At 33.3% G+C, this 16,413-nt stretch carries 13 protein-coding genes; 2 read left to right on the forward strand and 11 right to left on the reverse strand.

What is annotated here, in order from left to right; all coding sequences use genetic code 11:
• Positions 1-134 precede the first annotated feature (134 nt).
• From ACQKNR_RS00005 to amyS, 4 genes are all read right to left on the reverse strand, one after another.
• Positions 135-845, reverse strand: coding sequence for a histidine phosphatase family protein (locus tag ACQKNR_RS00005; protein WP_427314440.1), 711 nt, complete (start codon positions 843-845; stop codon positions 135-137).
• Positions 846-1,004: 159 nt separating this feature from the next.
• Positions 1,005-1,529, reverse strand: a complete 525-nt coding sequence (locus ACQKNR_RS00010) for a GNAT family N-acetyltransferase (protein WP_427314442.1) — start codon at positions 1,527-1,529, stop codon at positions 1,005-1,007.
• A 6-nt stretch (positions 1,530-1,535) separates the two neighbouring features.
• Complete coding sequence (locus ACQKNR_RS00015) at positions 1,536-3,437, reverse strand: endonuclease MutS2 (protein WP_427314444.1); 1,902 nt, start codon at positions 3,435-3,437, stop codon at positions 1,536-1,538.
• 532 nt (positions 3,438-3,969) lie between these two features.
• A complete protein-coding gene (gene amyS / locus ACQKNR_RS00020) occupies positions 3,970-5,511 on the reverse strand; it encodes an alpha-amylase (protein ID WP_427314446.1) in 1,542 nt (513 codons plus the stop codon).
• Positions 5,512-5,725: 214 nt separating this feature from the next.
• Here amyS and ACQKNR_RS00025 point away from each other — a divergent pair, with 214 nt between their 5' ends.
• Positions 5,726-6,517 carry an arylamine N-acetyltransferase family protein gene (locus ACQKNR_RS00025; RefSeq protein ID WP_427314448.1) on the forward strand — a complete coding sequence of 264 codons (792 nt, stop codon included), beginning with the start codon at positions 5,726-5,728 and terminating at the stop codon, positions 6,515-6,517.
• A gap of 117 nt (positions 6,518-6,634) precedes the next feature.
• Complete coding sequence (gene pepF / locus ACQKNR_RS00030; protein ID WP_427314450.1) at positions 6,635-8,422, forward strand: oligoendopeptidase F; 1,788 nt, start codon at positions 6,635-6,637, stop codon at positions 8,420-8,422.
• Positions 8,423-8,470: 48 nt separating this feature from the next.
• On the opposite strand, the gene ACQKNR_RS00035 is transcribed toward pepF, so the two are convergent.
• The 7 genes from ACQKNR_RS00035 to ACQKNR_RS00065 all read right to left on the reverse strand — a co-directional run bounded on the left by ACQKNR_RS00035 (position 8,471) and on the right by ACQKNR_RS00065 (position 16,413).
• Positions 8,471-9,517: an agmatine deiminase family protein gene (locus tag ACQKNR_RS00035; RefSeq protein WP_427314452.1), complete on the reverse strand. Its 1,047-nt coding sequence runs from the start codon at positions 9,515-9,517 to the stop codon at positions 8,471-8,473.
• A 230-nt stretch (positions 9,518-9,747) separates the two neighbouring features.
• Positions 9,748-10,569 (reverse strand): MerR family transcriptional regulator, encoded by an 822-nt coding sequence (locus ACQKNR_RS00040; protein ID WP_427314454.1) that lies wholly within the window; start codon positions 10,567-10,569, stop codon positions 9,748-9,750.
• A 40-nt stretch (positions 10,570-10,609) separates the two neighbouring features.
• Entirely contained in the window at positions 10,610-11,587 is a 978-nt protein-coding gene (locus ACQKNR_RS00045; protein ID WP_427314456.1) for an agmatine deiminase family protein, read from the reverse strand.
• A 255-nt stretch (positions 11,588-11,842) separates the two neighbouring features.
• A complete protein-coding gene (locus tag ACQKNR_RS00050; RefSeq protein ID WP_427314458.1) occupies positions 11,843-12,775 on the reverse strand; it encodes a bestrophin family protein in 933 nt (310 codons plus the stop codon).
• Positions 12,776-12,958: 183 nt separating this feature from the next.
• Positions 12,959-13,375 (reverse strand): phosphate-starvation-inducible protein PsiE, encoded by a 417-nt coding sequence (gene psiE, locus ACQKNR_RS00055; protein WP_427314460.1) that lies wholly within the window; start codon positions 13,373-13,375, stop codon positions 12,959-12,961.
• Positions 13,376-13,697: 322 nt separating this feature from the next.
• Positions 13,698-14,855, reverse strand: coding sequence for an agmatine deiminase family protein (locus ACQKNR_RS00060; protein ID WP_427314462.1), 1,158 nt, complete (start codon positions 14,853-14,855; stop codon positions 13,698-13,700).
• A 430-nt stretch (positions 14,856-15,285) separates the two neighbouring features.
• Entirely contained in the window at positions 15,286-16,413 is a 1,128-nt protein-coding gene (locus ACQKNR_RS00065; protein WP_427314464.1) for a serine hydrolase domain-containing protein, read from the reverse strand.

Below are 16,413 nucleotides of genomic sequence, written 5' to 3' on the forward strand. Positions count from 1 at the left end.
AATTTAAAAAAGATGACTCCTGTTGAATACAGAAATCATCTTCTTGATGTTGCCTAACTTTTTTTAAAATGTCCTTTACAAAGGGTACAGATTATTTCTCTACCTTCCTTTTCTTATTTCTATTTGAGATATTATTATATTTCCACACTTTCTTTTCCTTTTTCAACATAACTCATATCTCCGACCGACTCGACGATGTATTCCCCATCTTTATATAAAATTTTCGTTACACTTGCATTTTCCACTCCAAGTTTTGTTTTACTACAATCTAACATTTCTATTAATGCAGTTATCATAAGTCCATGAACGACAACTAAAACGTTGCCTCCTCCACTCTGAGCAGCTTCTTCACTAATATTATGAATCTCTGTTTTTATACGAGTAGAAAATACTTCCCAATCTTCTGCCTGCTTTGTAGGATCTGCTGCTCTAATGAGATTAATTATTTCTTCAATAGAAAACTTCATGAGTTCTTCTAGTGATGTAACGCCCGCAGCTTTACCGATTGCATCCCACATATTTTCAAGTTTTTCACCTTCAAAAGTGCCGAAATTTAATTCTCGTAAATCTTTTCTTTTCTCAAGTTTCAATTTTGATTGCTCACTATATTTTAATACTAAATTAGCAGTTTCAATCGCTCGACCGCTATCACTACTATACACATTAGTAAAATGAATACCTTTTAATCCCGTTCCTAAATTTGCGGCCACTTCAACACCTTTTTCTACTAACGGAGAATCTGCCCAACCTTGTGCGCGATGATTCGCATTTAATATTGTTTTACCATGTCTCGTAACATATAACGTAACTAAATTCCCATTACTATCTGTTTCTCGCTTCTTCATCATATTCTCTCCCTTTACATTTCTATATCAATTTTACCATCTCAATTATTCATTGAGCAAAATATACGTAAGTAAATCTACTTAATAAAAAACGCTACCTTTCTGTATATCCCTACAAAAGATAGCGTTTTTTATCATTACATTTCTTAATTGATACTCCTACTCAGCAAAAGCACTCGAATATTGTACAATTCCTTCTACACCTTCAAAAGCATTCTCTCGTAATTCCATCGCCATAAACACCTCATCTGGCACTTCAAATGGTGCTTTTATATTCCACTTACTTGCTTTCTTAAAACCGAATTTCGGATAGTACTCCGGATGTCCTAACACAACAACTGATCCATATCCAAGTTCTTTCGCTTTCTCTAAAGCAGAGGCGATTAGTTTTCCGCCAATTCCTTTTTTCTGATGACTTGGAGCTACTGAAACTGGTGCAAGTGATAATGAATCTACAGAAGTATCACCTTTTTCTATTGTAATTTTCGATAACATAATATGACCAACTATTTCCCCATCTACCGCAACGATAGATAACTCTGGAATAAATGCGTCGCATTCTCTAATACGTTTTACAAGTTCATGTTCTTTTTTATCACTAAATTCTTCATGTAAAAATGCTTCTTTTACAACTTCTTCTGTCTTTCTATAATCGTTTTTTTGTTCTTGTCTAATCGTTACCACCCTATATTATCCTCTATTCTTTCTTATTTCTTTTTCAATTTTACGAAGCGCTTTTTTCGATCCGCGCCCTATATCATGTTGCATTTTTCTTTCTTTATAATCGACAAATAGCGTATTTAAATCGTATCCTTCTGGGTATAATTCCTTCGCTGTCACTTCTAAGTTCATACGTTTTATATTCACTTCAATAAATTCACCGTTATAATATACAACAACATTATAGAAATTATCTTTTTCCTTATATACAATTCCGAAATCGTTATGGTCTAACAATTTCACACGGTCGCCTTTTTTGTATTCATAGTGCTCCCCGCTTTTTTCCTGTACGAATTTCGGCTTTCTAATTTTACTTGCATTCACTTTTCCTAAACGATATTCTTTATTTCCCATATACTCTTTCGCTCTTTGCAGTACATGTTCTCTTACATTCATTTTATTCGCAATCCAAAGTGCATTACTTTCACCTGATTTACCGATCACTAATTTATAAAGCGGTTCTAACGTTTCACTATTAAATTGCATTGCCGCGTTCATAAAATCATCATGCATTTCTGAGAATCGTTTAATTTCACCGTAATGCGTACTCGCAACTGTAATACATCCCGCAAGGTACAACTCTTCTAAAATAGAAATTGCAAGCGCAGCACCTTCATTTGGTTCTGTACCACTTCCTATTTCATCAAATAATAGTAACGTATTATTATTTGACATCCTCATAATCTCAGACAGATTTTTCATATGAGATGAAAATGTACTTAGTGCATTTTCGATACTTTGATTATCACCAATATCTACAAACACATTTTCAAAAATAGCAATTTCCGTTTCTTTATCTCCATCGATATGAAGGCCTGACATTGTCGCTAATGTTAACAATCCAATTGTTTTTAGTACAATTGTTTTCCCGCCCGCATTCGGTCCTGTAATAATTAAACTACGGTAGTTTTGACCGATTTCAAAGTTTAATGGTACTACTTTTCCACTTAAAAGCGGATGCTTACAATTCACTAAATGAATGTAGCCATGATCGTTTAACTTCGGTTCTATTCCATCGATTGATTTACTAAACTTCGCTTTCGCAAATACCATATCATATTGGCTAATCAATTCTATATTAATTTTTATATGATAAATGTTTTCTAATACCATTCCTGATAAAGTCGCTAAAATTTGATACTCTTCCATCGCTTCTTCTGCTTTCAAACTTGCGAGTTCCGCATTTAACTTTGTAACCGTATGTGGTTCTATAAATACAGTAGAACCTTTTGCAGATGCTTCAACAATACTTCCCGCAACTTGATTTTTATAAGTAGACTTGATCGGAATTGTATAGCGATCATCCTTTTTACTAATAAAGAATTCCTGAATATATTTCTTATTTGCACTACTATTTAAAAACTTCGTTAAACGTTCTTTTATTTTTCCATCTACAGAATCAATGTTATTTCGAATTCGTTTTAACTCTTTACTAGCAGCTGCATCAATTCCATTTCCTTTAATTGAAAAGTTAATTTCCTCTTCAATACTTTTAAATTCAGTCATTGAATTTGCATAGGAAGCTAATACTGGTGCAAAAAATTCTTTATCTAACATAAATTTTTTAATCTTTCTACATCCACGTAAAAAGTCTGACACACTCACTAACTCTGCTGGATCTAAAATCATCCCTTTTTCTAATTTTTGAATTGTACTAGCGATATTGGAAATTCCGAAAAAGGGTACATGCCCTTCTGCATCTAGTATAGCTCGTGCTTCTGTCGTTTCATTTAAACGATTCCTCACTACTTTTATACTCGTACTCGGCTCTAATTTATTTAATAATTCCTTACCTAATCCACTTACACAATATGATTTCACTATTTCCTTCAATTCATTATATTGTAACTTTTCAAAAGTCATCGTATTCATTTTGTTTCTCCTCACTATGATTGATTTATATCATAAATGAAGATACCTACTCATTAGATTCCAATGAGCTCTACATTATTCGATTACCATTTTTATACATAATAAATATATACAAAAAAGCTGCGGGGATACCGCAGCTTTTACATTTACAAGGCATGTGTAATAACATATGAGGAAATAAGCCATAAAAAAACAGATGGCAATCCCCTTATTACACGCTTTATAAAGTATTGTAGGTATCTTCATAGGTCTCGAAATAAATCCATGACAAAATTAGGGGTATGATGTACATAAAAATCCCCCTGTTCTTATCCGATTTATTTCATTAAATTTTTCCTATTTAGTACCTACCGCACTCACAAAAAGCACCTCTCATTAATTTATATTATAGTCATTGAAATCTAATTTACTGAAATCATCATACTATATGTTTTATAAGAAGTAAAGGTGTCATACTTTTATAACTATGCAGCATGTAAAAAAGAAGAGGAAAACTTATATTTCAGTCTACCTCTTCTTTTTCATCACCAATTTACTGCTGAACATATATGGAAACTGAGCCTCCATTTACATGGAACTGCCCCCATCCGTCCTTATTAATTGTTACAGTATTTGTTTGATTACCCGTAATATCGTACCATACTTCCCCTGCGTTATTCTTTCCAACATCCATCCACTTTGATCCTCCTGGTCCGTCAGAGAGTAATGTCGCTAAACCAGAATTCGCATGTACACCATCACCTTCTCTTGTCCAGCCAATCACACCTGGATGATCTAAATAATCACGCTGCGTACCATATGCAAAGTTTTTTCGTGCCGTCAAAATTGGATCAATTTTATCTTTTAACGCTGGAATTTCATAGCTACTATTCCCGCTTGTACCATAGTAATCACCATAGAAAACGGAAGGATAGCCCTCCGCACGAGTTAAAATAAATGCATATGCTAACGGTTTAAACCACGGACTCACTACAGATTCCAATGACTGGCCAGGCTGTGAATCATGATTTTCAACGAGAGTAACTGCGAGTGCAGGGTGATTTTGCATTACTGTTCCATTTAAAATATTTCTCATATCATAATTCCCATTTCCTGTTGAAGCATAATGAAAATTGTAATGCAGCGGTGCATCGAACACAGATTGATTATAGTTGACTTTCGCCAAATAATTGTTTAAAGCCTGAATATCATTTTGCCAATATTCAGCCACCGTAAACATTTCTTTCCCCGTTTGCTGTCTGACATGATTTACCCAATCGCGTAAATATTCATGATCAATATGTTTAACAGCATCTAAACGAAAGCCATCTAAATTTAATTCATTCGCATACCACGTTCCCCATTTTTTCATCTCATTCGCAACATCAGGATGATCAAAATCAAGATCTGCATACATCAAATAATCATAATTCCCATTCTCACTAGACACTTCCCAGTCCCACGCTTTACCTATACCCCTAAATTTATAAATCCGATTTAATTTCCTTCCTTCATCCCAATCCGTTCCGTCAAAATGATACCATTTCCACTTGAAATCAGAATAAGAATCCCCACGTCCCGGAAAATTAAACCCCGTCCATGCACTAATTTGATAATCACCTGATACTTCAATATTTCGATTGTTACGGTCTACCTCAACAGCTGTTACATTCTCCGTATAATCAGCCCCACCTTTATGATTCATAACTACATCACCGTACACATCGATGCTTTGCTTATGTAAAGCTTCAATTGCAGATTTCAACTGTGCTTTTGTCCCATATTTCGTCCTCACAGTTCCTTTTTGATTGAATTCCCCCAAATCATATAAATCATAGGCTCCATACCCTACATCATTTTGTGAAGTCCCTTTATATGCAGGTGGTATCCATACAGATGTGATTCCTTTATGAGCTAAACTCTCAGCATCAGTACGCAAACGATTCCAATGATCACCATCATTCGGAGCGTACCACTCAAAATACTGCATTAATGTTCCATTGTTTATCGTTGCTGCTTCTGCCTTATTCACCTCATATGTATTAGGAAAAAGCAAAATAAACAATAAACAGACTACCATAATCCTTTTCAACATATTTACACCATCCCCCTTCAAGAAAGCGTTTGCATGATTTATTAAAATTATTATAATATTCGTTCTATCTTTAGTAAAGTAGCAATCTTTTAATCTCTCACATTATTTAAATATGAATTCAACTATTCCACCAGTACCCTCGCATAGTTTAAAATTCACATCGTATTCAAAATTGTTTACAATTTATCTATAAAAGTATTACGGAGGGATTTCTATGACCGACTTTCAAAAACAATTTTTCACACGATTAAATATAGAAGAGACAAAAACAGTTTCATTTGAAGATTTATCTTACATCATGTACGCAATGGCGCAAACTGTTCCATTTGAAAACTTAAATGTTCTCGAAAATAACTTTAAAGAAATATCAAAAGAAAATTTAAAAGAAAAAATTTTAGTAAAAAACCGTGGCGGTCTTTGTTATGAATTAAATCCGACTATGTATTACTTCCTTAAAGACACTGGATTCACTGTTCATCTCGTTTCAGGAACAGTTTATAATGCTGCAAACTCTAAATGGGCTGTCGATTCTGGACATATCGCAACTGTTTTAAAACATCATCATGAACTTTATTTAATTGAAGTTGGATTCGGATCATACTTACCTCTTGCCCCTGTTCCTTTCTCAGGTGAAGTCGTTCACTCGGTAACAGGAGATTATCGTATTCGTAAAGAAACAACTGAAAAAGGAAATTACATTTTAGAAATGCGTAAAAACAATGCGTTTTTAGATCAATCTTCTACTGATGATTGGACGTTAGGCTATGCATTTTACTTGGAAGAAGTAAATGAGGAAAAAGCAAATGCAGCACAAAAAATTATCGTTGAACATGAAGAATCCCCCTTTAATAAAGTACCTCTTATTGTAAAACTAACTGAAGATGGGCATGCCTCTTTAACGAAAGATAGTTTTACCCTAACGAAAAACGGTAAAAAATTAAAAGAACCAGTTACAGATGAACAATATGTAAACTTCTTACATTCGAAATTCGGCATTACATTATAACTTTTAAGCCTTGCCACTTCCGGCAAGGCTTTTCAATTTTCAGAAGGGATATTTTGCAATTTGTTGTATTTCATAGTTATATAGAAATGTAACTACGTTTTTAGAAAGGAAATGATTATGACAGAACTTAAAGATCGATTACAAGTACCTGATAATGAAAAATGGAATTTAACAGATATTTACCCTGCAATGGAAGATTGGGAAAGTGACTATAAAAAGATTGAAGTTTTAACGAATGAACTAAAAGAGTTTAACGGAAATATTCATGATGGCAATCGTTTACTAGCTTATTTAACAAAGAGTGAAGAAATATCTAGCATATTATCATTAATGTTTGCTTATGCAAGATTACAATCTGATCTTGATACACGTGATACTGACTCTCAATCTCTTGTCGATAGAGCATCACAGTTACATGTGAAAGTAAGCGCAGCTAAATCATTCTTTTCTCCATTCCTACTTAGCATAGATGAAAACACTTTACATTCTTACATAGAAGAAACCGAAGGCTTACAATATTATAAAGAAGATTTATTTGAATTATATCGCTATAAAAAACATGTTTTAAATACAGACCAAGAAGCCATTTTATCACAAATGGGTGAAGCACTTTCATCGCCGCAGCACACGTTTGGTATGTTAAATAATGCAGATATCGTATTTGGTGAAGTGACAACTGATGATGGAAAGAAAGTGAACTTAACACGCGGAATGTATTCGAAGTTAATAGAAGATGAGAATCGTGAGAAACGTAAAGAAGCTTATAAAGCGTATTACAAACCGTATGTTCAGTTAAAGAACTCAATCGCTTCTACTTTATCTGCCGCTATTAAAAATAACGTTACTGTTTCAAAGCTAAGAAAGTATCCATCCGCTTTAGAGAAATCATTATTTGGCGATATGGTTCCAAAGGAAGTATATGAAAATTTAATTGATACGACAAAGAAAAACATTCAATCTTTACATACATATAATAAACTTCGAAAAGTAAAATTAAACGTAGATGAACTACGCCAATACGACTTAAGTGTCGATTTAGTAGCGGGTGTAAAACAAGATATTCCATATGACGAAGCATTTGACATTATGATCGCATCGCTAGCTCCTTTAGGAGAAGAGTATACAGAAACATTAAAAAGCTTTAAAGATAAACGATATATAGACGTGAGAGAAACACCAGGAAAACGTTCTGGTGCTTATAACTTCGGTGTATATGGCGTTCACCCTTTCATTCTTTTAAATCATCACGATGATTTAAATAGCCTTTTCACTCTTACTCACGAATGCGGTCACGGTATGCATACGCATTATTCACACGGATACCAACCAAGAATTTCTGCACACTATTCCATTTTTGTTGCAGAAGTCGCTTCTACAGTAAATGAAGTACTATTAATTCACTATTTATTAAAAGAAGCAAAAGAAACGAATGTGCGTAATCATTTAATTAACTACTTCATCGATAGCTTTAAAGGGACTTTCTTTACACAAATCATGTTTGCAGAATTTGAAAAAATCACACATGAAATGGCTGAGCAAGGTAAACCATTAAATGCACAAGTCTTCAGTGAAATTTATGAAAACCTATTTAGAGAATATAACGGTGATTCACTTGTATTTGATGAAGAAGTAAAATATGGATGGTCTAGAATCCCTCATTTCTATCGTCCATTTTACGTATACAAATACGCAACCGGATTTGCCTCTGCCATTCAAATCGCTGACAAACTATTAAGCGGTGATTCGAATGCTCAGAAAAACTATATCGAATTCCTTAAAGGTGGAAGTTCAGATTATCCACTAAACCTACTGAAAAAAGCTGGCGTCGATTTAACTACACCAGAACCGATTGAAAGTGCATTAAATCGCTTCACTCAACTTGTTGAAGAGTTTTCAGCATTATAAAAAGCATGCAGAGTATATGCTCTGCATGCTTTTTTCATTTGAATCACTTTATTCTATATGCTGCTGCGTCACACAGTGAATCATGCCACCATACGCATACAATTCATTAACAAAGATACCGACAATTCTTCTTCCTGGAAACTGCCCTTCAATGATTTGAAGTCCTAACTTGTCATGTTCATCACCGTATATAGGAACCAATACGACTTCATTGCCAATATAAAAATTCAAATACGAACCTTTACAGTCTGCCTCTTTTACTACTTTTCTTGTTACCGGTACTGGAATGAGCTGAAATGGATTTCCATCTATATTTCTCGCTTGTCGCAATTCTTGATAATGCTTTTCGTACACCTCCAAAAGGTACGACTCTCCTTCTCCAAAAGGTTCATATTCATAAAGAATCGTATTTTCATTTACAAAACGTGCTGCACCATCAATATGGTAATCCGTATCTTCATCATAATTATCCTCACCGCGCATACCAGTTATCCATATAAAATTCGTTACTCCTAAATACTTCGTTAACTCCATTTCAATCTCTTCCTGACTTAGTGTAGGATTTCGATTCTCATTTATAATAGAAGTTTTCGCTGCCATTAAGGTCCCGTTTCCGTTTATCTCTATTCCTCCACCTTCTAAACAGACACTAGATTCAATTTTGGGAATGCTATACATTTCACTTATTTTAGTTGGTATAACAGCATCGTTTTCATACGGGTATTTATCCCCCCAACCATTAAAGATCCAGTGTGTTAAGCAGAGATTTTCTTCCTTATCTTTTACAAATATCGGTCCATTATCTCTTATCCATATATCATCAGTTTCTTGAACTAAAAAATCAATTTTATCCATATTTACTTTCGCTTCAATTAGCTTCGATTGGACATGTATTTTTTCTTCTTCATCACATACAACAATATGCACATTTTCTCCGTAATGAAGCTCCTTCGCCATCGTTACCCAAATATCATCTAACTTAGCTCTGTAACCTTCACCTCTATGCGTTTTATCATGAGGCCATTGGAGCCATGTTCCCTCATGTTTCTCCCATTCTGCAGGCATATAAAACAAACTATTTTCTATATTTCTCATACATGCTCACCCCTTATATGAATGTACGTCCAGTCTATACTTTGACATCGTGTTAAGGTCAACAGTAATATTTTTATTTGCTTGCGGCACCTTCATAAGGGGACTCTTTATTTCTCCTTGTAAAACTGTCATCAAAACTTTCGCATTCGAAATTTTATCAGCACTCATTTTAGCAATTGCTTTCGTATATAGAATAAGGATTGACATAATGTTAATGTCAATCCTTATTCTCATTCTATTTTAGTAACTAAAAAACAAATCTGTGTAACATACTCCTCTACTAAACAATCACATTCAGGTCCCTTTATATAGACTTCATATGGGTGACTATCTATTATATATCCATTTCTTTCAACCCACTCTTCTAACGCCATATAAGCATAACCTATATAGTCATAGCTACCATAATGCATAGTAGTAACGATTTGATGCTGATTTAGCTTTTTTATTTCGCATCCTTGTAATACGCCTTTATCGTCTTCATCCATAATCGGAATTCTTAATTCAATATCACTGTGATTTGGAATATACTCTTTATCATAAAAAACTGCAGATGGCGAACCGACTATTTGAAAGCTATTGTTTTGTACTTTTTCATATAAGTCATAAAAATAATCATCCATATCATCTATATCTATTTGTAATCTTTGAGCAATTACCGTTACTTCATTTCTCATTCCAATTAATATATCGTAACTTCTATGGCGAGCAATATTTAGACCATTATTCATATTTACCATTTCATTCATTTCAGAAATAACCTGTAAATTTTGTTTCACCTCATGAGACAACTCTATAATTTGCGATTGCATATGTTTAATAAATGAATCTTGATCTGATGATTGAAGAATTATTTTAATTTTCGGTAGAGGGAACTTGTATTCCCTTAGCTTTTTAATTTTCAATGCTATTTCTAACTGCCCTTGCTCATAATGTCTATACCCATTTACCGGATTCACATATGCTGGTTTCAATATTTCCTCTTTATCATAATGCCTTAACATTCGTGTACTCATTTTACAAATCCGCGAAAATTCAGTAATTGTATACATATAAATACCCCTCGAATACATTTTCTTTTAAGCTTATTGATTAAAACCAATCAAATATTTTTCTGATTGAAGAACCCTCATTTTGATTGTTCAATCTTTTCATTTTTGAAGGTAACAAATGACTCGGACAATACCACGTTAAACAATTCATTGCGCCTCCCATTGTCGATATTTCTCCCACATGGATTTGAATAACTTGTTTCTCCGTATGTTGTTGAATATATCGTAAAACTTCCCCATCTTTAGCTAATCCAAACTTAGGAACATAAAGGGCGTCACATGTTTCTAACATATTTATATATAAACCTTTTGCCGATGCTATTTCTTGATCATATTGTCCTTTCTCTGTATATGACGAAGGAACAACTATAAATTCAGCTTCTGGCATTTGCTCTTGAATGATCTCTTGAACATTATATCTAAATTCATGATCCCCTAGAAAATCACTAATAAACATTGTGTGTTCATCAATAAATTTAACCATTCCGTCTGCGTGCGCAAGTACATCTCCTTCTTCAGCAGGAATAATAATAACCCGACTCACATCTAAATCCCACTCTAATTGCTCAATTATCTCCTCTTCTGTCCAATCATCGTTATCATCAAATATGCGTTCTGTTAATATAACAGTATCTTTTTTATTCCAAATAAGATTGCCACCATCCAATATTAATGGTGATTTCACATACTCAAAGTCATTTTTCTTCAACCATTTACTAAATTGTTGATCTAAATATCGTCCTTGATCCTCTGGCAAATAATTTGGTCGATATTTAAATTTAACAAGATGATTCGTTATAACTGGCGCAACATCTCTTAGCCAAATATCATCATACTCAAAAAAGTTTGTAGGAAAGTCTTGTTCTTCAACAGATAAAGATATAAATTGATCGGTAAATGATTTTTTTTCATTTAAGCATTCATTAAAGTAAATAATGTCTTCATAAAATGGTTGATAATATTCATTCGACTCGTCTGGTATTGCAGTAAAAATAATGCCATTATGTTTTTGTTCCATATTATTTACCTCGCTTTTTAATAATGATTACATAACTGGTTTCAATCAACCAACTATTCCCCAATCCACTTCTCTTTTCATTACAATTTTTGAAACGTACACATTTCATGAATGGATTATAGCACGGAGAAATATTATATATTTATATAAAAAATATAAAGCTGTCATTAAGCCGTAAAGTAACTCTTGACAAGATTTGAAAATGAAACATTTCATAACAACATTAAAAATGTAGTCGTCGTACACAATTAACGATTAAATGATCTTTTTATCATGATTCATATCCATTACTTCTAACAAACCGTTTTGATTATATAAATTCAATAAATGCGTTTCTACTCCTATACAAATCTCTTCTAGCGGAAGATCGTTTGGATCCTGCCCAAATGGATCTTCAATTTCAACCCCTATTGCTTCAATCCCTATAAATGCAAAACTTATAAACGTAGTTGCAAGTACTGTAACCCATCCAAGGCTATCAACAAGACCAATTGGTAAAGTCCCGCAAAATATGAGCAGTAAAACTTTAATATGAGCAAAATATGCAAAAGGAATAGGTGTTGTTTTGATACGATCACATCCACCCACAGCCGTAAGCAAATTATTCAAATCAGCTTCCATATTAATTATCGTATTTGGATGCATTTGACCCGTTTTCAAACCGTTTGATAGTATAGTTTTTAACATGAGAACTATACTAATCGGTAAATGAATAGACTCAGCCAACATTCCTTTTTCCTTCTCAGAACAAATATCAAACAATGATTTGATTTCAGATAAATCTTTTTCGTCTCTCAAATGCCCTTTCGCTATCTTTGGAAAAGCAATTAATAAATATAAAAATTTTAGTTTTTCCTGATCTGCCTTTTTCCCTTCGGACTCCCAATGACATAAAAAACTAACTGCTAAATTTCTAGTACAAGCACCAATCGTTCCAAATAACTTTCTACCTTCCCAGTACCTATCATAGGCGGTGTTAGTACGAAAAACTAACAGTAGACCTAAAGCTCCTCCAACAATTACCCAAGGAGTTTGATTAATTTTTATTTCTGCATAATAATAATTAATCACAGTTACTACCGTTGAAACGCATATATATAATAAAATTTGCGGGAAAATATCTCTTATAACTGTTCCCTTTAATGTAAATATTTGATGTAAACTATTTTGATTATTGTAATAAACCATATTTACAAAAACCTCTTCCCTTATTAACTTTTTATTCTTTTAAATTACGAAAGTATACAACTAAATAGTAGAATCATAAACCCTATCATTAGGAAACTGGTTAAAATTATTTCTTTCAATACCGTTACTCCTTTTTTGACCAAAAGATAAAACATCTTTTTTAATTTAAACAACAAATGTACACTATTCTAAATCACGACGCATTATTTTAGAATTTGCAATGAATAAAGCACTAATTAATACAAGAATCGCGCAAGCGTATAACAATGAATCTATTGGACTATCATGATCTATAATAATTAAACGAACGATAGCTGTTATACCTACATATATAAAATAACGTAATGGAAAATGAAAGTTCATTTGAAAATACTTTATAATCATTACGATGAATTCAAAATATAAAAAGAATACGACGATACTATCTATCAAATGATAACTAGATTCCTCACTATTTAATTTGAGTTCTTGTATAAATTGAATGACTTCTTTCATAAGAAATACACTTAGAACAACCCCTAAACAAATCAAAGCTACATTTAAAATGTACTGTAGAACGATAGGGAAAAACGAAAATACTGTTTTTAAATTCTTTAACACAAACATTTTTCTCCTTTTCCATATAAAGTGAAACTTTAATCAGTGGGGGTTTTGTTCATTCCCCACTGATTATTAGTTGAACCAATCGGGCGTTTATGGGTAGTTGATCTCCCACCTAGCTTCTTTGCTCGAGTCGAATTTTGAGGTGGGAGTCTTACTGCCCGCAAATAGCGGGATAAAACGAAAAGTGACAATACACTATAATTCGATTATCATCCTATCAAAACGTTTTATTGTTAAAAATAATAAAGCATGACAAAATAGGTAAGGATAGTATTTCACCTATTTTGTCTATAAAGCAGCATAACGAAACTCCAATCGATTACTTCAATTGAATCGGTTGTTGTTGTGTCACACAATGAATCATACCACCATTTTTATAAAGCTCTCTCACATCTATACCGACTACTTTACGATCCGGGTATAGCTTTTGAATCGTATCGTTTGCGATTTTATCATTTGGATCATTATAATTAGGCACTAATACAACTGTATTCCCAATATAATAATTGATATATGATCCCTTATAATCGAGAGTTTTTCCATCTTCTAACGTAACTTTCTCTTTGCTAAGTGGTAAATATTCATACTTATACTTCTGTCCTGAAGCATTTTTTGCATCTAACAATGTATCCATGTCTTTGTTTGACAACCCCCATTCAGCCAGGTCATCTTCTTTCATCGTTACAATGGTAGATTTTCCATAAAATTTAGCAAATCCATCAATATGAAAATCCGTAATATCTAAATTAGGCACTCCATCTAACCAAATAAAGTTTGTCACTCCAAGGTCACTTATATATTTTTCAATTTCCTTTTCTGATAAATCAGGATTTCTATTTTTATTCGTTACTGCACTTCGAGTTAATAAAGCAGTCCCATTGCTGTCTAATTCAATTGCGCCACCTTCAAGGACAAATTTCCCCCAATCAATTCTTTCAATCCCTAATTGTTTACTAACGTTCTCACGTATACGAGCATCATTTTTGTAAGGTGTTTTATTCCCCCAACCATTAAATGCTGGATCTAATATTTTTAGATTTTTATTTTTGTCATAAACAAAAATCGGTCCACTATCTCTTGCCCATACATCATCAGTAGGTGCTATAGAGAAATCAATCTTCTCCATATTTAGCCCTTCATCTGTTAAAAGCTTATTGATTCGCTCTTTTTCCTCCTCATCATATGCAACAATGTGAACTTTTTCGCCCTTAGTTAAAGCACTTGCCATCTTAACCCAAATCGGTTCGACTTCTTGTCTATACTCTTGACCATATGTGTATTCATGTGGCCATTGTAGCCATGTACCTTCATGTTTATCTTTTTCATCCGGCATCGTATATTTCCCAATGTTTTTCTGTACCTCTACTTTTTCAGCCTCTTTCCCTTTAGCATTTTCATTATTCCCTTCAGAAGAACATCCACTAATAATCACTGTAGATAATGTGGCTATTAAACAAAACTTTACTACTTTTTTCATTTTTCCAACCTCCTGTTCATGTCTCCAATAATGTAAGGCTTCACATAGTGTGAAGCTCAAGCTTTTTCATCAATGTAAAATTTCCCAGTTATTCTTCCATATAAATTCAATACAAATAGATGTCCTTCATGTAGCATATTTCCTATATTTAACATTAATATCATTTAACTTCCTCCATAAATTTATTCCCCCTCCTAGCTGCTTGTTCACTAAGTAGAACATTCCTAAATAAAGTGAAACTTTAATCAGTGGGGGTTTTGTCCATCCCCCACTGATTATTAGTTGAACCAATCGGGCGTTTACGGGCAGTTGATCTCCCACCTAACTCCCTCGCATTCGCCGAATTTTGAGGTGGGAGTCTTACTGCCCGTTAATGCGGGATAAAAAAATCGGTATTGATAATTTCATATCAATACCGATTTTAAAATAATTATTTTCCTTCTATTAAATCATTCGCCATTTTTCTAAACTCTTGATTAAACGTATCATTCATACCATTTTGTACGTTAGAGAACAATATTACAAACGTTCGTTTATCCCAGTTAAAATTATTAAATGTGTTCCAACCGGCCAATACACCATGGTTATGATAATAATCTGGGTAAATATAGAAACTAAATCCATATTTTCTCGCAGGTGATACAGAAAACATATCTGATAAACTTTGTTTAGAAAGTAACTTTCCATCCATAATAGCTTCATCTAATTTTTTCAAATCTTCAACGGTCGTATACATTTCACCACAACCGTACAGCCAGTTCATTTTCAAGCGAGGTGTAGCTATTAATTCATTATCTTTTTTCGTATAACCTTCTGCTAAGAAAATATCTTCTGGGAGAATTGCCCCCATTCCAGATTCATGCATTTCAACAGGAGTAAAAATATTTTCTTTCACATATTCAGCGAGCGGTTTATTCGATATCTTTTCAACAATATACGCAAGCACCATATAATTATAATCTGTATATCTCCATCCTGTCCCTGCAGGAAATTGCAACTTTTGCGATCCAATCCACGTTACTAACTTTAAACGTGATGCCGCATCAACACTACCTTGTCCCTGATCAGGTAAACCAGACGTATGTGTTAACAAATTTCGTAACGTAATGTTTTTATCTGCTGGAAACGATGGAATATACTTATTTACATTGTCTTCAATATTCAATTTCCCTTTTTCTCTTAGTTGCATGATAGATATTGCAACGACTGTTTTCGTAATGGAACCGATGCGATACTTCGTTCTTGGCGTTGTTAACACTTTATCTTTCACATTTGCATAGCCGTAACCTTTTCGTAAAATCACATGGTCTTTACTAGCTACTAGAACACTCCCATTAAATCCTTTATCTTTTAAATATTGATCTAGTTTTTCAGCTGCAATTTCATAGCGCTTTTTCTCATTTCCACTCACTTCTTGCTTATCGTCCTTTTGCTTACCATTGAAATTTGAAAATGCCTTTATATCATATTTTTCACCTTTATTTGCATGTATTAATGTAACGACACTCCCACAAAAAACAGCAAAAATAAAGAAAACGATTAACCATTTCTTTAACAT

It is taken from the genome of Bacillus sp. NPDC094077, assembly GCF_050279465.1.
Classification (GTDB): Bacteria; Bacillota; Bacilli; order Bacillales; family Bacillaceae_G; genus Bacillus_A.